The sequence below is a fragment of the Flavobacterium chryseum genome (assembly GCF_004362015.1).
In the GTDB taxonomy this organism is placed as follows: Bacteria; Bacteroidota; Bacteroidia; order Flavobacteriales; family Flavobacteriaceae; genus Flavobacterium.
The window spans coordinates 55,583-78,561 of sequence record NZ_SNWW01000010.1 but is presented as its reverse complement, the minus strand read 5'-3'; the positions used below and the strand labels follow the sequence as shown (position 1 = coordinate 78,561).

Genomic DNA, 22,979 nt, shown 5'->3' with positions numbered 1-22,979 from the left:
ATTAAAATTCATTTATAAATAAGTCAAAATTGCCTGTTGCGGCCACTTTTAGCAAATACGATTGCCATACATTATTGTTCACAATATCGCGGTCAATTTCAGCACGATTAAGCGTGTATAATGTCTGCGTAATATCAGTCAGAGTCGTTAAACCGTTTTTGTATAAAGTCGATTTTTGCAAATACGCCTGTTTTGCGGCGTTGACCTGAATGGGCGCTTCGGCAAAATTGTCCAGCGTGATTCTTATTTTGTCATCAGCCAATGCCAGTTGCGATTTTAAAGCTCTGTCGGCCTGATTGTATTCTTCCTGTAAACCCTGCGAAACAAATTTTTGAGAACTTACTTGTTTGCTCATTCTAAACGGTGTGGTCAAGTTCCAGCTAATTCCAATTCCGACCAAATAATTGGTACGGTCCGGATTTACGCCATCCCAGTAATTTCTGCTGAATGAATTTTGATCTGTCGCGTAATCAGAATTAAATCCTGAAGCACGCGTTTGCAAAACTCCAAAAGCCGTCATTGTTGGGTAATAAAAACGCTTGTACAATTTAACCTGCTGATTGCTGTAATCAATTCTCGTTTTGTACAATTGAAGTAACGGGTGCAAACTATCAGAAGAAGCAATTCCGGTTAAAAGTTCTTTCGGAATTTCATTTACAAATAAAGTATCCGTAACAAAATCCTGTGGCGCAACGCCCATCAAATCAACCAGTTTGTTGTTTTGTTCCTTAACGAAATTTCTCGCCTGGTTCAAATCAATTTTAGCTTTAGAAACTTCGGCTGTAGCCAAGGTCGAATCTACTCCGGCCAATAATCCGTTTTTAACACGGGCTACGGCTGTCCTTTTAAAAACTTCGGCACGACTTAGGTTTTTTTGTTGTGAAATCAGTAATCTCTGGCTGGCCAATAAATTGAGATAAGCGGCAGAAATTTTAATTTGCTGTTGAAACATTTCCTGTTTCAAATCAACTTCTTTGCTCTGAACATCTATTTTAGCCAAATTGATTCTTTCTTTTGTTTTTCCGAAAGTGAAAAAATCCCAGTTCATGTTGACTAAATAAAGTGCTCCAAAGGCAGAGTTCCAGTTTTGATCCGGAAGTGAAGGTCCTGAAGAAGCAGTTCCTAAACCGTTAAAACCATATAAAGCACCGTTTTGCCCATTAATAGTTCCGTAATCTTGTTGGGCAGATAAATTAAGATTAGGTAAATAATCGCGGCGAGTTTGTTTAAGCGTTTCTCGCGAAGCATTGGTGTAATTGTTTTTTGCTCTTATAGAACCGTAGTTTTCAAGACCTGTTTTTATAGCTTCTTTTAAAGACAAGGTTTGTGAATAACCGATTGAGGCAAAAATCAAGAAAAATAATAAAGTAATTTTTTTGAAATACATAAACTCAAAGTGTGAAATTATAGCGCAAAATTATTTGTCTTTTGCGGATAAAAGCCATCTTAAATGATGTAATACAATCAAAAATGACGAATTGAATTTGTCATATAATGGAAATAATAACTAAAAATTTGTGGTTAATTTGTAAACTATTTAAGTTTTAAAAATGAATAAAAAATTTGATAACATATTAGACAACAAATGGTGGCAGGAAGTTGCCGTTGTTGCCTTCTCCTTTACGATTTATACTTTAAAAAATGACTGGATGTTGTTTAGTTCTTTTATTTCCATATTAATGGGGATTTTTTTCTACTTCATTTTGTACATGCATGCACAGTTTAATCGTTTTTTTCTATTGCCTATATTATTTAAAACCAGACGTCCGCTTACTTATATATTCCTGACACTTTTTGGCGTTTTTATATTCTCTGTTATTTTATACGAGATTACAATGCTGGATATGTTCAGTAATTATCGTTTGTATCAAAATTCACATCAGCGAAGCTATATTTATCAGCTGGCGAGTGTTTTAGGAACATTAGTTTGTATTTTGAGTCCGATCATTGTTTTTAAATTCTATAGAATTCATAGAAAACAAACTGATGAAACCTTGCTGTTCAACCAGATGCAGCTCAATGCATTAAAAGGACAATTAAACCCGCATTTTTTATTTAATACCTTCAATACGCTTTACGGAATTAGTTTAGAATTTCCAGACAGAACGCCGGATCTGATTATGAAAGTCTCGCAACTGATGCGTTATCAGCTTGAAAGTAATAACAAACAATGTGTATCTTTAGAAGATGAACTGGAGTTTATAAACAGTTACGTTCAGCTTGAAAAAGAGCGTGTTGGATATCGTTGTGACATTACATACGATTGTAAAATTGATAATGAAAACGCTTATAAAGTTTCGCCAATGTTATTAATTGCGTTTATAGAAAATGCTTTTAAACACGGAACCTGCGCTATCGAAAAATGTTATGTTCGTATTATTGTAACCGTCGAAAACGGGTTGCTGCACTTGCATGTTGTAAATTCAATTCCGAACAAAAAAGCCGATGTTGTTTCGACCAAAATTGGTTTAAAAAATACCATTGAACGTTTGAATTTAATTTACGGAAAAGAATATAAACTGAATATTCAGGAAGATAAAAACACCTATATCGTAGATTTGAAATTGCAACTGAAAAAGTTTGTAGAATGAAAGAATCCAAAAAATGCATAATAGTTGATGATGAGCCCGCAGCGCATTATGTGCTGGCGAATTACATTAAACAAAACCCACAACTAGAACTTGTTTTTCAGGGATATAACGGCATTGAAGCAATGGATTATCTTCGTGAAAACAAAGTCGATCTGATGTTTTTGGATATTAATATGCCGGAGATTTCCGGTATGGAATTACTAAAGATTATTCCAACCCATCCTAAAACCATTTTAACCACGGCTTACTCTGAATTTGCATTAGAAAGTTATGATTACGGAGTAATAGATTATCTCTTAAAACCCATTTATTTTCCCCGTTTTTTAAAAGCTATCGATCGTTTTTTTGCAACAGAAAATGTAAAAATTAAAGAAGAAGAAGTAGCCGTTAATTCTGTTAGTGTAAAAGTTGATGGCTATTTTATTGATATAGAACTGGATCATCTTTTGTTTGCACAAAGTTTTGGTAATTATGTGAAATTGCATACTACTAAACGAACTTATTTGGCTTCGATAACAACAACCGAATTTGAGAAATGCCTTCCGGAAAAATTCATACGCATTCACAAATCATATATTGTGGCAGTTGATAAAATTGAAGAAGTTGAAAAAGATTTTGTCATCATAAAAAAAGAAAAATTGCCAATTGGTATAACCTATAAAAGGGAATTATTCGATCGATTGAAAAAGTAAAGAAGTTTGAAAAATTAATCTGTAATTCATTTTAAAGTAATAATTTTAGTACTTATTTTGAAAGGTTTAATTTTTAAAATTTGAAATCATGAAAAACATAATCTTTGCTTTTCTCTGTTCGTTCAGCAGTTTTTTGATGGCTCAAAATGGCATTAGTTCTAAGGAAAAAATTACACCGCCGGAAAAAGTCAGGTTTGCTTTTGAAAGAGAATATCCTAATAAAATACCGGTTTGGTCACTGGAATATGTTGGTGATGATAATGACGAAATTCGTTATGAAGCTAAGTTCAATGTAAATGCGACTACAAAAGGACTGGCGGTTTATGACAACTTAGGAATTTTAAAAGCCTATGAAGTACAGATTCCGTTAAGTCAGCTTCCGCCGAAAGCACAGGCTTATCTTAAAAAGAATTATCCGGCCAAAGATGTTCATGAAATAGCAGTTGTTGTAGATTATAAAAACAAAACAACGTACGAAGTTGGAGTAGAAAAGAAGGGCGTATTTTATGACGTTATCTTCGATAAAAACGGAGGATTTGATGTTATAATCCAGAAAGATTAAGAATACTTACTAACTCAATATATTGAAAAGACAAACCCGACAAGTTTTACAGCTTGTCGGGTTTTGTTTTATGTTGATAATCTTAATTCTAATAGGCTGTAGAGTAAAATTTATAATGATCGTAAAATAATTTTCATATTATTTAAATGTAATACTTTTATTACATTATTTTTGTATTTTATAAACTTAAAAAATCTTAAAATGAAAAACATTCTTTTAATCATCGCGTTTTTATACAGCAGCCTTATCATAGGACAAAATGGAATTTTGGTACCTCCTGACAATATATTGAAGGCTTTTGAAAAACAATATCCTCAAAAAAAGGCAACCTGGTCTATGGAGTATGGACAGAAAGAGGATGATATAAATTTTGAAGCGAAATTTAATGTTGCAAAAAAAACAACAGGATACGCACTGTATGATCAACGTGGAGTTTTTAAATCCTACAAAGAACTAATGTCAAGTACCAAATTGCCAAAAAATGCACAGGTTTATCTTGAGACTAATTATCCAGTCAAATCAAATTCTAAAGCTAAAACCAAATCAAAATCAAAAGCTAAATCTAAAGCTGTTGCCGCACCTGTAAGAGAAGTTTTTAATGTTGTTGACGCTCAGGGTAAAACCAGATATGAAGTTAAAACTAAAAAAGACAATAAAACTTATAATGTCATATTTGATGCAGAAGGAAACTTTATTAAAACAGTTCAGATTGAATAAAAAATTACCATTATTTGAGTAGATTATACAAGAAACCCGACAGATTTTAAAAACCTGTCGGGTTTAATTTTCAAAGTAGAAATTTAGAATTACAAATTCATTCCACCAGAAACTTCAATACGTTGTGCGTTTACCCAACGCGCGTCTTCGGTACATAAAAAAGCTACGACACCGCCAATATCATCCGGCAAACCAACTCTGCCTAAAGCCGTTATCGATGCTAATGTTTTGTTTAATTGCTCATTATCGCGAACAACGCCACCGCCAAAATCAGTTTCTATTGCGCCCGGAGCCACAACATTTGCTCTAATTTGTCTTTCGCCTAACTCTTTTGCCTGATATTTTGTCAAGGTTTCGATTGCACCTTTCATAGAAGCATAAGCAGCATAACCAGGAGATGAAAATCTTGCCAAACCGGTAGAAATATTAATAATTCCGCCACCATTATTCATCACATTCAAAGCCTTTTGAGTCAAAAAGAACGGACCTTTGAATTGAATATTTGTCAATTGATCAAACTCCGCTTCAGTTGTTCCTATGAAAGAATTATGAATTCCGATTCCTGCGTTGTTTACCAGAAAATCAAATTTATCAGTACTAAAAGTGTTTTGTAAAGCCGAAGAAACACTTTCGAAAAAGCCATCAAAAGTTTTAGAATCTGCAACATTAAGTTGAATGGCACTTGCTTTTTGACCCAAATTTTCGATTTCTTTTACAACTGAATCCGCTTCTTCTTTTTTGCTGTTATAAGTAATGATTACGTCAATTCCTTTTTTGGCAATTGCAATCGCCATATTTTTTCCTAAACCTCTGCTACCGCCAGTAACAAGAGCAATTTTTGTATTTACTACCATATTTATAATTGTTAATTGTTAATTGTAGATTGTAAAATGTAAAATGGGAATTGTTTTTAAACACATAGAAACATAGGTTTTATTTTGGTTAAAAAAGATTTAAATAAGAAACTGGTTTCTAACACATAGCGCTATGTGGGTTTATACAAATGAAATGCCTTTTAGCGTTTTCAATATCTATGTTTCTATGTGTTGAAAATTAATATTAATTCCCGTGTAATGCGTTAAATGAAGCTTTCAATTCCGGGACACTCGCGTTTAATCTTGTTTCGCTTGTTCCGAAAGTAAGTTCCTCTCTTCCTTCTTTTATCTGTTCAAAAATTGACAGGATAAAATCACTCACACTTGGATGTGCATTGTGTAAACCAACTCCGCCAAGATCTGTATTTAATGCCGGTGGAATAATTTCGATTACTTCGATGCTTTTTGATTTCAATAAATGACGAAGTGAAAGTGTAAACGAACGGAAAAAAGCTTTAGTTGCTGAATAAACCGGAATTTTAGCAAAAGGAGAAAATGCTAATCCCGAAGTTACATTCATAACCGTTGTAAGCGATTTTAAATTGATAAATAAAGAAGTTAAATGCAACGGAGCCTCAATATTTGTAGCAAGTTCAGCTTTCATACTTTCGTAAAAATTAGCATCAGTTACTGAAACCCAGTTTTGAATTCCTGCATTATTGATTAAAACATTTAAATCAGGATGATTTTCAGCAATCCATTCGTAAAGTGCTACGCGTTCTTTTTCATCTGATAAATCACATACTTTTGTAATTACAGTTGGAAATTGAGCCTTAACTTCATTTAAAACAGCTTCTCTGCGGCCGCAAATAATTACGGTATTATTTTCTTCAATAAATCTTTGGGTAAGTCCAAGTCCGATACCAGTTGCACCGCCCGTTATTAAAATTTTGTTGTTTGATAAATTCATCTTTTCTATTTTTTAAATTGATAGGACAAAGGTAGGAGCGAAGTAGGGTTGGGGAATTGTAAATATCAAACCGATGTTTGCGAAATTCAAATCATGTTAAAAGAAATTTTAATTTTGAAAATCCCAAATTCCAAAAAGAGCAAAGCGATTTTTTATAAATCTAAAATCTAAAATCTAAAATCTAAAATCTAAAATCTAAAATCTAAAATCTAAAATCAAAACTCTACAATCTAAATGCTAAAGGCGTTAACGAAGTTTGTTTTTTAAAGAAGTTAGAAAAATGTGCCAATTCTTCAAAGCCTAATGAATAAGCAATCTCAGAGATATTCCAGTCGGTTTGTTTTAAAAGAACTTTGGCTTCATTGATTAATCGGCTGCTGATTAATTCTGTTGTCGTTTTTCCGGTATTTTCTTTTAAAACCTTATTAAGATGATTCACGTGAACGGATAATCGTTCAGCAAAATCTTTAGCAGTTCTCAATTCCAGTCTTTGATGCGGAGATTCTATTGGGAATTGTCTTTCTAACAATTCAGCAAATAAAGACGAAACTCGAGCTGCCGAATTATGTTTAGAATAAAGTGCTGTTATAGGTTGTAATTTTTGCCCGAAGTGAATTAACTCGGCAACATAATTTCGAATCAAATCGTATTTATAAACATAATCTGAATTGATTTCCTTTTGTATTTTATTGAAAATCAATGCTACTTCTTCAACTTCTTCATCAGAAAGCTGAAATATAGGATAACCGTCTGAAGCAAAAATAGGAAGTTCGTCTAAATCAATTCCGCTTTTAGTTTTAGATAAAAACTCACTTGTAAATACACAAAATTGTCCCGATTGATTCGTGTCTTGCGGTACATAATTGTACGGAATTTTAGGCGTTGCAAATAAAAGCCCCTGTTTTTCAATTTCAATGATTTTATCAGCATATTCAGCCCTGTTTTTTCCTCTGATCAAACTTATTTTATAATAAGCTCTTCTATCATAAGGCATAATCGATTTCCCCTGAAGGCGTTCCAGCAGTTCTTTTATATCAAAAACATTAAAATGACCAATCTCTTTTTGAATGTCGTTTGGTAATAATGAATTGGGTTCAACAGTGGAGCCTTCGGTAATATCTTTATAAAATGAATTGAGTGATTTCATATTGATGTGAATTGTAAAATTCAAATATACGAAAAAAATATATTCTCATTTTTGTCATTTCGACGGAGGAGAAATCACATAAAGCAGCTCGACAAAGATTTTCGATTTGTTTGCGGAGTTTCTAGTGTGATTTCTCCTTCGTCGAAATGACACACCTTATGGATATTTAAAAGAAAAAACTTTGTGCCACGGCGCCTTCGTGGCATGAAAACTAAAACAAACTCCCCTGAATGAACTCAGGTTCAGGATTACTGCCAAATTTAAAAGTATCAATTATAAAGAATTGTTTTTCTTCAGGATCAAATTCTCTTAAAACAATAGAATCGCATAAAAAATGAAGATCAATTGTAGTGAAAAGTTCTGAAGCAATTTTAAGGTTTTCAGAAGTTAGCCTTCTTCCAATTGACATATGAGGATCATTACTTTTTTTCATCCCAGGAGTTTTCAACGTATCCTGAGTCTTTTTCATAATTGATTTTAATTTGGATTGTTCAATTTCTCCGTCATTGGATTTATTTTTCTTTATAGCTTCTTTTTTTAAATGATTATCTGTTTTTTTTGCTTTTGGTTTTGATTCAGCTTTTGACTTTTCATTAGGAACTATAAAAAAGGCTCCAACATGTTCATAAGCTGAAAACTCTTCTAAATAAACATGAAAAGGAGTGAAAGTATTACAAATCTTTGCAAGCTTTTGCTTGAATTTATCGATTTCAGATTCAAGTATTTCAAACTCACAAATTGTAATATGAGCGATTGAATTACAGCTATTGTACCAATTAATTTTGGTTTTTAAATATCCTTTCATCACTTTGATAGCATCAATCACAGCTTGTGAAGGATAAAATACAACTGAATATTTTTTAAGCATTTTTGAAAACTTTGAATTACACAAATTTAGAATTTAAATTGAGCTGTCAAAGCACCATAAAAATAATCTTTCCCTGAACCAACTTCTTTTAAAAAGGAGCCTGCATTAAACCATGCGCCTTCAACAGAAAGCGTTAAAAACGGATTTACAGTATAATCAAAATTCGAGATTAATTGTGTGCCTACAAAACGTTCGGTTGTGTCTTTTCCGGAATACAAAAGCTGCATGTTTGGGGCGTATAAACCGTCGCTTACGGTTTGTCTCCAAAAGATATCATAATCTATTCCGAAGCCTAGTTTATCCGTTAGATCTAAAGCAATTGAAGGATGAATATCAATTAAATTGGATGGGCCTATTAAACCCACTAAACCAAAATAAGCACCTTTTGGATACAACGGATTAAAAGTTTCTAAACGATTATCATCACTGTTTTTATCTCCCGAAATAATTTCTGTTTTTAAACCGAGTTCAGGATTAAATTTAATGTTTTCAAAAGTATAAGAGGTATTCGACGAAAGTGTCCAGGCTGAAATTGTTTTGTTTTCAATAGTTCCGAATTGATAAAGACCTTCAAAATCATATTTCCAGTTTCCTTTCGATTTCCAGATTCTGGTTCCGAACGAATGTCTGGTTTCTTTACCAATTGCATCATCAAAAACGGCTCTGTTTTTCCATAATCCTAAATAATACAAATCGATATTTTCGATAAACGGCACTTTATGAATTACCGTATAACTTCCCCAAAGTTTAGCGTTATCATTAAAATCGTCATTAAAAACACCCGGAACATTCGCAATTGGATGTGTGTAAAAAGCATCGGTTTGCCAGTTTTTATTTTTGAAAAACAGTTTCGCTCCATCGTAAGAAATTCTGCTGTTTGGGCGTTCGCGGACACTTATTAAACGCTGCGAACCATAAGACATTTCCTGTCTTCCTATTCGAAATGTAAGCTGTTGGTTTTCATTCCGAATAAAATCAACATCCAGAAAAGCCTGATGAAGATCTAATTTGTTTTCATCAACTGGGCTCGGATCGATTTTGCTGTTTGCTAAACTGCTTTGTAATTCAACAAAAGTCCTGAAAATTCCGAAATGCACATCAGCATTCAATAAAAATCGGGAAAGCAAATAACCATCGCCGCTATCGGTTTCGTCTCCCCATTTATCATTTACGGTATAGGTATATTGTTCTCTGATTTCTCCGCCAATCGTAGCGTAAAATTTATCGTTTTTTCCTAACGGAATATATTTGATTTTCTCGTACAGATTTTTAGTCGAATCTTCTTTGAGATAGGTGAAATCGTCATCATAACGAACCTTTTGAAAAACTGGTTTTTGTTGTGCTTTTACAGAAAAAACAAATCCCAAAAGCAATACTAAACGAAATATATTTTTCATGATTTAATTTTTTTGATAGCCTCAAAAATAATTTACAGGACTCCAATCCGGAAGTGCCTTTGGTGTTGGACTTGCAAATGTTCTAAAATCATTATCAGCATAAACTACTTTTCCGTTTACAACAGTAAGTTTCGATTCTATGTTTAAGATTTTCTCTTCAGGAGTATTAAAATAATCATCAGAAAGAATAGCGAAATCAGCCAGATTATTTTCTTTCAGCATTCCTCGATCTTTTTCTAAATTAATTAATTGTGCGCTTCCGTAAGTAAATAATTTTAAAGCAGTTGTTCTATCCTGAATATTTTCATCAGCCATATATTTTAAACCGCCCAAAGTTTTCCCGGTTGTTAACCAATACAAACCAACCCACGGATTGTAACTTGCAACGCGTGTTCCGTCAGTTCCCATTCCAACTTTAATTCCCATTTCAAGAATTTTCTTTAGCGGAACTGTATTTGCAGCTGGTGTTTTTCCGTATCTTTTTATGAAACTTTCGCCCTGATACGCCATTCTGTGCTGAATTGCTAATCCTCCGTTTAAAGCTTTAATGCGTTTTAAATTTTCTAGAGAAACTGTTTCTCCGTGATCAAAAAACCATAAAAGTCCGTTTAGTGGCGTTTCTTTATTAATGTCTTCAATTACATTCAAAAATCTTGTAATGCTTTCGTTATAAGTTGCGTGAATTCTAAACGGCCATCTTTTTTTAATCAATAATGATAAAACTTCTTTCAATTGTCCTTCCATTGCCGGGCTTAATTCCGGTCTTGGTTTGTCGAAGTTTTCAAAATCTCCGGCGCTCATCACCAGATTTTCTCCGGCACCTTGCGCATGATATTCTACTTTACTGTCGTCGTGATCGTCACAACCTTCACCAATTTCAACAGTGCTAACCCATTTGCTGTAATCGTTAAGTTCATTTCCTGCTTTTTGAGCAAATAAATAATACGGCATTCTTATGGTTAAATCACTGTCTTTGCACAAACCATTTGTAACGCCATAATCATCCGGAAAATTTTGAAATCCGCCGCCGGCATCAATAATAGCAGTTACGCCAAGACGATTCATTTCGGTCATAAATTGTTTGGTCGAATTTACTTTTTCATCTGGAGTTAATTCAGGAAGTTTAGAAAGCGTTGAGTATAAAATAAAAGCATTTGGTTCAGCAACTAATAATCCAGTTGGATTTCCGTTAGCATCTTTTTCAACAAGTCCACCGTTTGGGTTTGGCGTATTGGCATCAATTTTCAGAGCTTCAATTCCGGCTTTGTTCAAATAAGCATGACCGTATAAATGAAGTATAAAAGCAGGAACATCGCCCGTAGCTTCATTAATTTCTGCTAAAGTTGGCAGTCTTTTTTCTTCAAATTGATACGCATTCCAGCCTCCAACTACACGAACCCATTGTCCTTTTGGCGTTCTTTGCGCTTGTTCTTTCAACATTGCTAAAGCTCTTTTTAAAGATTTAACGCCATCCCAGCGTAATTCGGTATTAAAGAATCTTCCGCCGCGAATAATGTGCATGTGAGAATCGAATATTCCTGGAATAATTACTTTTCCTTTGGCATCAATTACAGTAGTTTTTTTGTCTTTTAATTTTAAAATTTCGCTGTTTTTTCCGGTTTTCAGGATTTTTCCATCGGCAACAGCCATCGCTTCAACAATTGTATTTTTATCATCTAAAGTATGAATAACGGCATGATGAACGATTAAAGTAGCTTTTTTATTTTGACCAAAAACGGGAAGTGAAATAATTAAAAGAAACGCTAATATTTTAAAAGTAAGTTTCATAATCGTTGTTTTTTATTGAATTTTGGGTAAAAAAAAGACTGTACTTTTTACACAGCCTTTTTATGGATCAAAAATAAGACGCTGATTTTACAGATTCGCTATCGCGAAAACGCTGATTTACACAGATTTTTTTATATGTAATTATTTAAAATTAAATCCGTTTGTTATCCGCGTTTTCGCAAAGCGAATCCGTCTTATCCGCGTTCAATTGGATTTAGTGTTTTAACATTTCGTGAGCGTATTGAATACCAACTCCGTAAGCACCACCGTATTTTTTAGCCAAATCTGTTACAGCTACATAAGTTTCCTGACGAGCCCAGTCGCGTTGTAATTCTAATAAATATTGTAATGAAGTAATTGGGTGAGCACCAGCCTGAACCATACGGGTAATAGCCATTTCGTGCGCTTCTTTAGAAACATCAGCACTTGCATCTGTAATTACATAAACATCATAACCTTCTGCTATTGCTGATAATGTTGGCCCAACGATACAAACGCTTGTCCATAAACCACCAAAAACAAGTTTCTTTTTACCTTTTTCAGTAATGGCTTTGTAAGCTGGAACGTCTTCCCAAGTATTCATAGAAGTACGGTCAATATAATTTGAAGTTTTTTGTGGATAAAATTCTTCAATTTCTTTAAATACTGGTCCACTAAATGATTTTTCTGCAACTGTTTTTACAATTGTTGGAACTTTAAATATTTTTGAAGCACCGGCAACTAAAGCAGTGTTGTTACGAAGCTGGTCAATTGGTGTACTTCCTACCGCGAATGCCATTTGGCTTTCGTAATCAATAAGAACTAACGAAGCCAATAAAAGTAACGAATAATAATGCTGCTGTTAAGATTAATTTTTTCATGATAATGTGATTTTGTTGTGATTAAAAATGTTTTTTAAAAATTGTTTGTTTTTGATTTTCAGTGTATTGCATTCAAATAAAATGCCTTTTTTGTAATGTGTTGATTTTAAAAGGTTTTTCAGAAAAGGCAATAAAGATTTTAACGATATATCGTCAATTAAAATTGGATATTCGAATAATAAAATATTTTAAAGCTTTTTAATGAATTTTAAAAAGGAAAAGCTGGGTACCTAAATTTTTCCTTTTAGATGTAATCGGTGAAGAATTTCGGATTTTAATAAACCGCTTCCTCCGCCAAAATGTTCAATTACTTCTACTTCAGGCTGATTTTTTAAGCAAAAAGAAGTAAACTCTTTTTCTATATGATCTTCGATTCCGGAACTCAAAAGAACAATATCGATTTTGTGATTTTGAAAGTATTCCTGAGCTTCTTTCTCGTCATTGAAAGCAATTGCATTCCAATTTTGATCTGCATTTACAAGTCGAAGTAAAATGGCCAATATCGCTTCGTTTTTTCCGAGTAATAAGAATTCAAGAGTTTTCATTTTTTTTAGTTTTAAAGTTACTATCCCGAGACTTCGGGACTGATTTGCTGAGTCTTTAAAATTTCAGTTTGACAGAATTTGTAATTTCTTTAGCAAATTTACTTGTTTCATCATCACTTCAACTTAATCTAGAATAAGAAAGAAAGTTGCTAAGGTTCTTAGGAGCGAAGTTGCTTAGTTTTTCTTGGAAGATTTTAATTATAGGATATAAAACTTAGAGACTTAGCCACTCAGAAGCTTAAAAAAGCTCAGAAAATTAGCAACTTAGCACCTTCACAAAAAAAAACTTCCCAAAATGAGGAAAGCCGTAAGGGATTCTAAAAACTAGCTTGTAGCTTTGCGATATAGAATTAATGCCAATGATTTTTTTGCCTTTTTAAATATCATTTTATTTCTATTAAATACAGTTTTTTGGAAAAAACAATTTAGTTAAAAAGAAAATTTGACATATTCATTTGATCGTGGATCGTTGTAGAAATTTGCAAGCAATACAATACAGTCTATTTTTTTATGGTTTTTAGATTTAGTTATAGCTAAATCTAAAAACCTTTTTTATTTAATAATTGTTGCTTTTAAGCCATTCTTCGCAGGCTTTTGTCCAAAATTTACTGGTGTCTTTTACACCCAAACCAAATCCGTGGCCGCCATTTTCATATAAATGTAACTCAGCAACAACTTTATTATTTTTAAGTGCCAGATAATAATTAATACTATTTTCAGGGAAAACCGCACCATCATCTGTAGCATGAACTAAAAAAGCGGGAGGAGTTTGAGCAGTGACCTTTTTTTCGTTAGAAAAAGAATCGATTAATTCCTGCGAAGCATTTTCTCCCAATAAACTAATTTGAGAACCTTTGTGCGTAATATCATTTTGCATAGAAATTACAGGATAAATTAAAAGCGAAAAATCCGGACGCGCACTCACTTTTGATGAAGTTTCGTATACGCGGTCATCATAATGTGTACATAATGTCGATGCCAGATGTCCGCCGGCAGAAAAGCCCATAATACCAATTTTATTTGGGTCAATATTCCATTTTGCTGCATTTTGCCTTACTACACGAATCGCTTCCTGAGCGTCTTGCAATGGCCCGACATTTTTGTTTGTCATGATTAAATCGCTTGGTAATCTGTACTTTAAAACAAAAGCAACAATGCCTAAGCTATTAAACCATTCCGCTACTTTAGTTCCTTCTTTATCAATGGCTAAATGCTGATATCCTCCGCCAGGTAAAATAATTACTGCAGTTTGGTTCTGTTTAATTCCCGAAGGCAAAAACACGCTTAAAGTAGGTATCGAAACCAAGCTTGTACTTTGTACTTTGCCTTCTTTTGTAATTTCTTTTTCCTGATAGTCAGGCGCTTTTATTTCTTGCGGAATTACTTTCCATAAGGGTAAAACCTGATTTTGTGCCTGTATCTGACTGATCATTCCGAAAAGAAAAAGGAGGTTTAAGAATGGATTGTTTATGACGAAGTTTTTTAAGTTTTTCACTTTATATAAGATTTGTTAGTATTATTATTTTTTGGTTGAATTCAAATTTATATCATTTTCTTGATTTATAAGCATTCACGACCGTATAAAAGCATATTTATTTTTCGATAAGAATAGTCTTTATAAATAAAATTAGAAGCCTTGATTTTAGTACTATTTTCACACCTAAAACGGACAAATTTAGCATATGAGCTTTTAACAGATATATTGTTTAATCTGTAATTTTGAATACATATTTTTATGTGAAATGTTTATTTTATCTATCAAAATAATTTTTTATATAATTAATTTGGAATATTAAGATTATAAACTATATTTGTGCAATCGATTACATTATTTGAAATTTAGTTGCACAATTTCAGTTAGTTTGTTCTAAATGAACTCTTAACCGGACGACATTGTAAAATTGAAATATTTTGAATTAGTAATATTTACTTTATTAGCCAACCAACTCATTATTATGAATCAAATCAAACAAAACACAGGAAAGTACCGCTGGAGTATTTGTGCATTATTATTTTTTGCAACTACAATTAACTATTTAGACAGGCAGGTTCTTTCTTTGACGTGGAATGATTTTATTGCTCCCGAATTTCACTGGACTAACAACGACTACGGAAATATTACCGCTTTATTCTCCATATTTTATGCGGTATCCTTATTATTTGCAGGGCGATTTGTAGATTGGCTGGATACTAAAAAAGGTTTTCTTTGGGCTATCGGAATTTGGTCGATAGGGGCGTGTTTGCATGCTTTTTGCGGAATTGCAACTGCAGGCATCATTACAGGAAACTGGTTTGTAGGTTTTGAAGGAGCTAAGGATATCATCAAAAATGTAAATGATACCGGAATGGTAATTAATGTAAGTGTGAGCTTATTCATTTTTGCCCGTTTTATTTTAGCGATCGGAGAAGCTGGAAATTTTCCTGCAGCAATTAAAACAACAGCAGAATATTTTCCTAAAAAAGACAGGGCTTTTTCTACCAGTATTTTTAATGCAGGTGCAACGGTTGGTGCATTAGCAGCTCCAATTTCGATTCCGTTTATAGCGAAATCTTTTGGATGGGAAATGGCTTTTATAATCATTGGGGCTTTAGGTTTTGTTTGGATGGGATTTTGGATTTTCATGTACGACAAACCAGAAAGACACCCAAAAGTTAGCGCTGCTGAATTAGAATACATACAACAAGACGATATCGCAGACAGTAAATTAGTGGGATATGTTCCTGAAACTTCAACTAAAGTATCGTTTATAGATTGCTTTAAATACAAACAAACCTGGGCTTTTGCTTTTGGTAAATTTATGACAGATGGTGTTTGGTGGTTCTTTTTATTCTGGACACCGGCTTATTTAAGTTCTGTTTACGGAATGGATTCTACGCAAGCTGCTTTACCGTTATTTGTTTTATACATGATTACGTTACTTTCTATTATTGGCGGTTGGTTACCAACTTATTTTGTAGAGAAAAAAGGAATGAATCCCTACGAAGGAAGAATGAGAGCAATGTTGATTTTTGCCTTTTTTCCATTATTAGCATTGATCGCTCAGCCTTTAGGATATATCAGTTACTGGATTCCCGTTATTATAATTGGTATTGCAGGAGCGGCTCATCAATCTTGGTCAGCTAATATTTTTACAACCGTTGGAGATATGTTTCCTAAAAAAGCTATTGCAACTATCACCGGAATTGGTGGTTTGGCAGGAGGTGTTGGTTCAACAATAATCAACAAAGGATCTGGAATGTTATTCGATCATGCTAAAGAAACCAATATGGCTTTTATGGGCTTTAAAGGAATTGAAGCCGGATATTTTATCATCTTTTCAATTTGTGCCGTTTGTTACTTAACAGGCTGGATCGTAATGAAAACATTAGTTCCAAAATATAGTCCGATTACAAATCTTTAATAGCTTTCATGATTTAAACTGACCAACTAACCAACCAAACCTAAAACTATGAATCAAACCAACGCAGCAATAGGAAAATATCGCTGGACAATATGTGGATTAGTATTTTTTGCTACAACCGTAAATTATTTAGATCGAAATGTAATTAGTTACCTACGACCTTTTTTAGCAGAAGCTTTTCACTGGACTCCGGAACAAGAAGTTATAGATTATTCGAATATTGAATTGGCATTTAAAATCGCCTACGCAATGGGAATGTTGGTTGCAGGTGGAATCATAGATAAATTAGGAACTAAAATTGGTTATGCCATTGCCACAGGATTGTGGAGTTTGGCTGCAATTGGTCATGCATTAGCAACAGGAACCAGAGGGTTTTTAATTGCACGTGTATTTTTAGGAATTACAGAAGCCGGAAATTTTCCAGCTGCAATCAAAGCAACAGCCGAATGGTTTCCGCAGAAAGAAAGAGCCTTAGCAACCGGAATTTTTAATTCAGGAAGTAACATCGGAGCGATCATAGTGCCGTTAACAGTGCCTTTTATAGCAGAAAATTATGGTTGGCAATGGGCTTTTATTCTAACAGGAATTGTTGGTTTTGTCTGGCTTGTATTATGGTTTATTTTTTACGAAATACCGGAAAAGCAAAAACGATTGTCTCAGGCTGAATTTGAATATATTAATTCAGATAAAGTTGAGGCAGTTGAAGTAGAAGATACAGAAAAAGTTTCATGGTTAAAATTGCTTAGTTTTCGTCAAACGTGGGCATTCGCCATCGGAAAATTATTAACAGATCCGGTTTGGTGGTTTTATTTATTCTGGCTGCCAGATTTCTTAATGAAACAATACAAACTCTCAGCAACAGAAATTATCTGGCCTTGCGCATTGGTTTATATAATTGGAAGTATAGGAAGTATTGGCGGAGGCTGGTTACCATTAAAATTAATGAACAAAAACTGGCCGGCTTACAAAGCAAGAAAAACAAGTATGCTTATTTATGCCTTTGCCGTTTTACCGGTTTTGTTTTCACAATATTTGGGCGCCATAAATATTTGGTTGGCCATTTTGGTTATTGGTTTGGCAGTTTCTGCGCATCAGGCGTGGAGTGCTAATATTTTTACAACAGTATCCGATATGTTTCCTAAAAAGGCAACAGCTTCAGTTACAGGAATAGGAGGAATGTTCGGAGCATTCGGAGGGATTTTGTTAACTTTAGTAGTTCAAAAAAACATGTTTGTTTATTATACCAAATTAGGAAAAATAGAAACGGGCTATTTTATTATGTTTTGTATTTGCGGAGCTTCATATTTATTGGCCTGGCTGATCATGCATATTTTAGTTCCGAAAATGAAAAAAGTAGAAGTGTAAAATCAACACAAATAAAATTGTGTTTGTATTATGATTTTTGAAGATAAAAATATAATTTTGTGCAATCGATTACATTAAAATAAAAATTATGACAAAATATAGTTCAAGATACGCGTCAAGCCCTGAAGCAGTAAAAAAATATGACACACAACAATTAAGAGAAGAATTCTTGATTGATGATTTAATGCAGGAGAACGAAATTTCATTGACCTATTCTCATTACGATCGATATATTGCAGGTTCAGCAGTTCCTGTAAGCCCTTTAACCTTGGAAAGTATAGATCCGCTTAAAGCGAGTTATTTTCTGGAAAGAAGAGAAATGGGAATTATAAATGTTGGAGGAAGCGGTTCTGTAGTTGTTGAAGGAACATCGTATGAATTAGGCTTTAAAGATGCGTTATACATCGGAAGCGGAAATAAGGAAGTGATTTTTAAAAGTGATGACAGCGCAAATCCGGCTAAATATTATATTAATTCAGCTCCGGCTCATACAACATATCCTACTGTAAAAGTAAGTTTAGAACAAGCTAATAAATTACAATTAGGAACAATGGAAACGGCAAATCACCGTACCGTAAACCAAATGATTATTGGTGGTATTGTGACTACTTGCCAATTGCAAATGGGAATGACGGAATTAAAACCCGGAAGTGTTTGGAATACAATGCCGGCGCACGTGCACGATCGTAGAATGGAAGTCTATTTCTATTTAGATATTCCGGAAAATCAGGCCGTTTGCCATTTTATGGGACAACCTCAGGAAACAAGACATATCTGGATGAACAATCATCAGGCAGTTATTTCTCCACCTTGGTCAATACACTCAGGTTCAGGAACTAGTAATTATACTTTTATCTGGGGAATGGCGGGTGAGAATTTAGATTACGGAGATATGGATGTTTGTAAAATTACAGATTTAAGATAAGAATCATGACAGATTTATTTGATATAAAAGGAAAAATTGCCCTTATTACAGGAAGTACACACGGACTGGGAATGGCAATGGCAAAAGGATTAGGCGAGGCCGGAGCAACAATTGTTGTTAATGGTAACTCTTCTCAACAAAAAATTGACGATGCTGTAAAAGAACTTCAAAGTCAGGGAATAAATGCGGTTGGTTATAAATTTAATGTAACCAATGAGCAGGAAGTTATTACTGCAGTTAAAAAAATTGAAAGTGAAGTTGGATCAATTTCTATCTTAATTAATAATGCGGGAATCATCAAAAGAATTCCGTTAATCGAAATGGAAGTTGCTGATTTTAAAGAAGTGATTGATATTGACTTAGTTTCTCCATTCATTGTTTCTAAGCATGTTGCTAAAGGAATGATCGAAAGAAGACAAGGAAAAATTATCAACATTTGTTCGATGATGAGCGAATTAGGCCGTAATACGGTTGGTGCTTATGCTGCTGCAAAAGGCGGTTTAAAAATGCTGACTAAAAACATGGCAACAGAATGGGCAAAATATAACGTTCAAATCAATGGAATTGGTCCTGGATATTTTGCTACAGAACAAACAAAACCAATTAGAGTTGACGGACATCCGTTTAATGATTTTATCATTAGCAGAACTCCGGCGGCAAAATGGGGAGATCCAAGTGACTTGGCCGGAGCAGCAATATTCCTTTCTTCTAAAGCAAGTGATTTTGTTAACGGTCATATTTTATTTGTTGATGGCGGAATTTTAGCCACTATTGGTAAACCATCAAACGAAGAATAATTTTTCAATTTTATTTAAAAAGACATGAGTTCAAATACCACCTTTATAAACGACAATTTTTTACTTGAAAATAAATATGCTGAAGAGTTATACCACAATTACTCCAAAAATCAGCCTATTATAGATTATCACAATCATTTGAATCCGCAGTTTATTGCTGAGGATAAAATTTTTGATAACATAACTCAGGTTTGGATAAACGGTGACCACTACAAATGGCGTGCGATGCGTACGTTGGGTGTAAATGAGCAGTTTGTAACAGGAAATGGTTCAGACAAAGATAAGTTCTTACAATGGGGAAAAACGGTTCCGTACACGATGCGTAATCCTTTGTACCACTGGACACATTTAGAATTGGCGCGTTATTTTGATATTTATGACTTACTGAATGAAAAATCAGCAGAGAAAATCTACATCGAAACCTCTGAAAAAATAAATTCTCAGGCTTACAGCACACAAAATCTGCTTAAAAAAGTAAACGCTGAATTAGTTTGTACAACTGAAGATCCGATTGACAGTTTAGAGTTTCACCAGAAACTTACTCAAAACCCAATTGGTACTAAAATGAGTACAGCTTTCAGACCCGATAAAGCTATCCTTATTTCTAATGATGGCTATAACGCATATCTGGATACGTTGGGGGACGTATCCGGAGTTGCGATTAATACTTATGCTGACTTACAAACGGCCTTAAGAAAAAGAATTGAATTTTTTAATGCAAACGGTTGTAAATTAAGTGATCACGGTTTAGATCAGATTTATTTTGAAAACTTTACCGAAAGCGAAGTGAATTCAATTTTCAAAAAGAAAAGAGAAAATCAAACGATAACACCGGAAGAAGGATTAAAGTTTCAAAGTGCAATTCTATTATTCCTTTCAGAAACATATCACGAATTTGGATGGGTCCAACAGTTTCACTTAGGCGCTTTAAGAAACAATAATGCGCGTATGCACAGAATCTTAGGACCTGATACAGGTTGGGATTCTATTGGAGATTATCCACAGGCACAAAAATTATCTTCTTTCTTAAATGCATTAGACAGCAAAGATAAATTGACAAAAACAATTATTTATAACCTTAATCCGGCTGATAATGAAGTTATGGCTACGATGATTGGAAATTTCAACGACGGAAGCGTTAGAGGAAAAGTACAATTTGGTTCAGGATGGTGGTTTTTAGACCAAAAAGACGGAATGACAAAACAATTAAATGCCCTTTCGAACATGGGATTAATTAGCTGTTTCGTTGGAATGTTAACCGATTCAAGAAGCTTCTTGTCTTTCCCAAGACACGAATATTTCAGACGTATTTTATGTAATCTTTTAGGAGACGAAATCAAACGCGGCGAACTTCCTGCTGACATGGAATGGATTGGAAAATTGGTTGCTGATATTTCTTATAACAACGCAAAAGAGTATTTTAAGTTTTAGTTTAAAATTAAAAATTTAAAATTAAAAATTAAAAATTCCACCATTAAGATATTAACGTTCATTAAGAGTAAAGCTTAAAAAAGCAAATCATTAAGGAATTAAAGTAAAGCTTAATTTTTCTTAATCTCTTAATGGTAAAAAAAAGACTCTTAATGGTAAAAAAAATAAAAGTTTACTGGTAAAACAACACAACAATATGAGTAGAGTAATTGCATTTGGAGAAATCATGCTGCGTTTATCGACAGAAAGACATTTACGTTTTTCGCAATCTACGGCATTTGGTGCTACGTATGGAGGTGGAGAATTTAATGTATGTGTTTCATTAGCAAATTATGGTGTGAATGCTGAATTTATTACCAGATTACCTGAAAATGAAATTGGTTTTTCTGCATTAAAAGAAATCAGAAAAATGAATGTCGAGTCTAAAAACATTCTTTATGGTGGAGAGCGTTTAGGAATCTATTTTCTTGAAACTGGAGCTGGAACCCGCGGAAGCAATGTAGTTTACGACCGTGCTCATAGCGCAATGTCAACTATAGAAAAAGGACAGATTGACTGGGAAAAAGTTTTGGAAGGTGCAGAATGGTTTCACTGGAGCGGAATTACTCCTGCAATTTCTGAAAGTGCTGCCGAAGCTTGTTTAGAAGCAATTAAAGTGGCTCATAAAATGGGAATTACCATTTCCTGCGATTTAAATTACAGATCAAAACTTTGGCAATATGGCAAAACGCCAAGTGAAGTTATGCCGGAAATGCTGCAATACAGTAATGTTATTTTAGGAGATATAGATACAGCGTATTTTATGCTCGGAATTCCGAAAGTAAATCCAAATTATCAGGATGAAAAATCACTTCCTGTTTTATACACGAAATTATTCGAATTGATTCCGAATTTAAAAACCGTAGCGACAACATTACGTTATTCTGTAAGTGCTTCACACCAAAGAATTGGCGGTGTTTTATTCGACGGAAAAGCGATTTATCAGGCAGCCGTAAAAGAAGTTACACCGGTGATAGACAGAGTAGGAAGTGGAGACGCTTTTATGGGCGGATTAATTTACGGATTGTTGGAGTATCAAAATAATAATCAGAAAGCATTAGATTTTGCAGTAGCAGCTTGTTGCTTAAAACATACTATTGCGGGCGATTATAATTTGGTGACCTTAAAAGAAGTTGAAAATATGCTAGACGGTGATTCAGCTGGATTAGTTTCAAGATAATTAATTAGAATGGCAAAATATTCAAGAATTGAAGTAGCTCAGCAAATGAAAGATAACGGCATGGTTCCGCTCTTTTTTCATTCGGATATTGAGATCAGCAAAAAAGTGCTAAAAGCCTGTTATGATGGTGGTTCCCGATTAATGGAATTTACCAGCAGAGGCGATTTTGCGCATGAAGTATTTGGTGCTTTAAACAAATATGCATTGGCAGAATTACCGGGAATGATCCTGGGAGTTGGTTCTGTTACAGATGCTGCGGCAGCCTCATTATACATGAGTTTAGGTGCTAATTTTATTGTAACGCCGGTTTTTAGAGAAGATATCGCAATTGCCTGTAACCGCCGTAAAGTACTGTGGTCACCAGGTTGCGGAACTCTTACAGAAATCGCAAGAGCAGAAGAATTAGGCTGCGAAATCGTGAAATTATTCCCTGCGGATATTTACGGACCGGAGTTTATAAAAGCCATAAAAGGGCCATGCCCGTGGACAAGTATTATGCCAACCGGAGGAGTTTACCCAACAGTTGAAAGTTTGTCTTCCTGGTTAAATGCAGGTGCAACTTGTGTGGGACTTGGTTCACAATTAATTTCGAAAGATATATTAGATAATAATGATTACGAAGGACTAAAAACGAAAGTGAGTCAGGTTCTGGAGATCATCAAAAATATTAAAAATAAATAAGGAGTAATCATACCGATTCCTTATTTGAATGCAGTTTTTTTTAGTTTTTTAACGTTTTGTAATTGAACATTACGCTTGCTAAATAAAGTTTGTCACTCCTCACAGCAAATTTTATTTTACTCTTACAGGTGTAATGTTTCTTTTACATTCAGAAAAGCTTCTACAAAAGCAATAAGGTATTTAATGTGGTTATTTATAACACTTTAAT

Annotated in this window: 21 protein-coding genes; 11 read left to right on the top strand and 10 right to left on the bottom strand. The window is 33.9% G+C overall.

The window, feature by feature from the left end:
* Nucleotide 1: 1 nt before the first annotated feature.
* On the bottom strand, nucleotides 2-1,387 hold the full coding sequence (locus EV143_RS17785) for a TolC family protein (RefSeq protein ID WP_133509292.1): 1,386 nt from the start codon (nucleotides 1,385-1,387) through the stop codon (nucleotides 2-4).
* Between the two features lie 163 nt (nucleotides 1,388-1,550).
* On the opposite strand from EV143_RS17785, the gene EV143_RS17780 reads away from it, so the two are divergent.
* From EV143_RS17780 to EV143_RS17765, 4 genes are all read left to right on the top strand, one after another.
* Nucleotides 1,551-2,591, top strand: coding sequence for a sensor histidine kinase (locus EV143_RS17780; protein ID WP_133509291.1), 1,041 nt, complete (start codon nucleotides 1,551-1,553; stop codon nucleotides 2,589-2,591).
* On the top strand, nucleotides 2,588-3,283 hold the full coding sequence (locus tag EV143_RS17775) for a LytR/AlgR family response regulator transcription factor (protein WP_133509290.1): 696 nt from the start codon (nucleotides 2,588-2,590) through the stop codon (nucleotides 3,281-3,283). The genes EV143_RS17780 and EV143_RS17775 overlap by 4 nt, the downstream gene beginning before the upstream one ends.
* A gap of 88 nt (nucleotides 3,284-3,371) precedes the next feature.
* Nucleotides 3,372-3,845: a PepSY-like domain-containing protein gene (locus EV143_RS17770; protein WP_133509289.1), complete on the top strand. Its 474-nt coding sequence runs from the start codon at nucleotides 3,372-3,374 to the stop codon at nucleotides 3,843-3,845.
* Between the two features lie 201 nt (nucleotides 3,846-4,046).
* Complete coding sequence (locus EV143_RS17765; RefSeq protein WP_133509288.1) at nucleotides 4,047-4,562, top strand: PepSY domain-containing protein; 516 nt, start codon at nucleotides 4,047-4,049, stop codon at nucleotides 4,560-4,562.
* 89 nt (nucleotides 4,563-4,651) lie between these two features.
* Here EV143_RS17765 and EV143_RS17760 read toward each other — a convergent pair whose 3' ends face one another.
* The 9 genes from EV143_RS17760 to EV143_RS17720 form a co-directional block, all read right to left on the bottom strand.
* A complete protein-coding gene (locus tag EV143_RS17760; protein ID WP_133509287.1) occupies nucleotides 4,652-5,416 on the bottom strand; it encodes an SDR family oxidoreductase in 765 nt (254 codons plus the stop codon).
* Between the two features lie 205 nt (nucleotides 5,417-5,621).
* Nucleotides 5,622-6,347: an SDR family oxidoreductase gene (locus EV143_RS17755; RefSeq protein WP_133509286.1), complete on the bottom strand. Its 726-nt coding sequence runs from the start codon at nucleotides 6,345-6,347 to the stop codon at nucleotides 5,622-5,624.
* 223 nt (nucleotides 6,348-6,570) lie between these two features.
* Nucleotides 6,571-7,494 (bottom strand): helix-turn-helix domain-containing protein, encoded by a 924-nt coding sequence (locus EV143_RS17750; RefSeq protein ID WP_133509285.1) that lies wholly within the window; start codon nucleotides 7,492-7,494, stop codon nucleotides 6,571-6,573.
* Nucleotides 7,495-7,705: 211 nt separating this feature from the next.
* A complete protein-coding gene (locus EV143_RS17745; protein ID WP_133509284.1) occupies nucleotides 7,706-8,362 on the bottom strand; it encodes a 2'-5' RNA ligase family protein in 657 nt (218 codons plus the stop codon).
* 26 nt (nucleotides 8,363-8,388) lie between these two features.
* A complete protein-coding gene (locus EV143_RS17740) occupies nucleotides 8,389-9,759 on the bottom strand; it encodes an alginate export family protein (RefSeq protein WP_133509283.1) in 1,371 nt (456 codons plus the stop codon).
* A gap of 21 nt (nucleotides 9,760-9,780) precedes the next feature.
* Nucleotides 9,781-11,547: an amidohydrolase gene (locus EV143_RS17735; RefSeq protein WP_133509282.1), complete on the bottom strand. Its 1,767-nt coding sequence runs from the start codon at nucleotides 11,545-11,547 to the stop codon at nucleotides 9,781-9,783.
* Nucleotides 11,548-11,761: 214 nt separating this feature from the next.
* Nucleotides 11,762-12,325 (bottom strand): isochorismatase family protein, encoded by a 564-nt coding sequence (locus EV143_RS17730; protein WP_133509281.1) that lies wholly within the window; start codon nucleotides 12,323-12,325, stop codon nucleotides 11,762-11,764.
* A 312-nt stretch (nucleotides 12,326-12,637) separates the two neighbouring features.
* Complete coding sequence (locus tag EV143_RS17725; RefSeq protein WP_133509280.1) at nucleotides 12,638-12,952, bottom strand: hypothetical protein; 315 nt, start codon at nucleotides 12,950-12,952, stop codon at nucleotides 12,638-12,640.
* Nucleotides 12,953-13,508: 556 nt separating this feature from the next.
* Nucleotides 13,509-14,384, bottom strand: a complete 876-nt coding sequence (locus EV143_RS17720; protein ID WP_133509351.1) for an alpha/beta hydrolase — start codon at nucleotides 14,382-14,384, stop codon at nucleotides 13,509-13,511.
* 523 nt (nucleotides 14,385-14,907) lie between these two features.
* Between EV143_RS17720 and EV143_RS17715 the strand changes: the two genes are divergently transcribed.
* The 7 genes from EV143_RS17715 to EV143_RS17685 all read left to right on the top strand — a co-directional run bounded on the left by EV143_RS17715 (nucleotide 14,908) and on the right by EV143_RS17685 (nucleotide 22,771).
* A complete protein-coding gene (locus EV143_RS17715) occupies nucleotides 14,908-16,353 on the top strand; it encodes an MFS transporter (protein ID WP_133509279.1) in 1,446 nt (481 codons plus the stop codon).
* Between the two features lie 48 nt (nucleotides 16,354-16,401).
* Nucleotides 16,402-17,718, top strand: coding sequence for an MFS transporter (locus tag EV143_RS17710; RefSeq protein ID WP_133509278.1), 1,317 nt, complete (start codon nucleotides 16,402-16,404; stop codon nucleotides 17,716-17,718).
* Between the two features lie 88 nt (nucleotides 17,719-17,806).
* On the top strand, nucleotides 17,807-18,643 hold the full coding sequence (gene kduI / locus EV143_RS17705) for a 5-dehydro-4-deoxy-D-glucuronate isomerase (protein WP_133509277.1): 837 nt from the start codon (nucleotides 17,807-17,809) through the stop codon (nucleotides 18,641-18,643).
* Between the two features lie 5 nt (nucleotides 18,644-18,648).
* Nucleotides 18,649-19,440 carry a gluconate 5-dehydrogenase gene (locus tag EV143_RS17700; RefSeq protein WP_133509276.1) on the top strand — a complete coding sequence of 264 codons (792 nt, stop codon included), beginning with the start codon at nucleotides 18,649-18,651 and terminating at the stop codon, nucleotides 19,438-19,440.
* Between the two features lie 24 nt (nucleotides 19,441-19,464).
* Entirely contained in the window at nucleotides 19,465-20,871 is a 1,407-nt protein-coding gene (gene uxaC, locus EV143_RS17695; RefSeq protein ID WP_133509275.1) for a glucuronate isomerase, read from the top strand.
* A gap of 196 nt (nucleotides 20,872-21,067) precedes the next feature.
* Nucleotides 21,068-22,090 carry a sugar kinase gene (locus EV143_RS17690; protein WP_133509274.1) on the top strand — a complete coding sequence of 341 codons (1,023 nt, stop codon included), beginning with the start codon at nucleotides 21,068-21,070 and terminating at the stop codon, nucleotides 22,088-22,090.
* A 9-nt stretch (nucleotides 22,091-22,099) separates the two neighbouring features.
* Nucleotides 22,100-22,771 carry a bifunctional 4-hydroxy-2-oxoglutarate aldolase/2-dehydro-3-deoxy-phosphogluconate aldolase gene (locus EV143_RS17685; RefSeq protein WP_133509273.1) on the top strand — a complete coding sequence of 224 codons (672 nt, stop codon included), beginning with the start codon at nucleotides 22,100-22,102 and terminating at the stop codon, nucleotides 22,769-22,771.
* Nucleotides 22,772-22,979 lie beyond the last annotated feature (208 nt).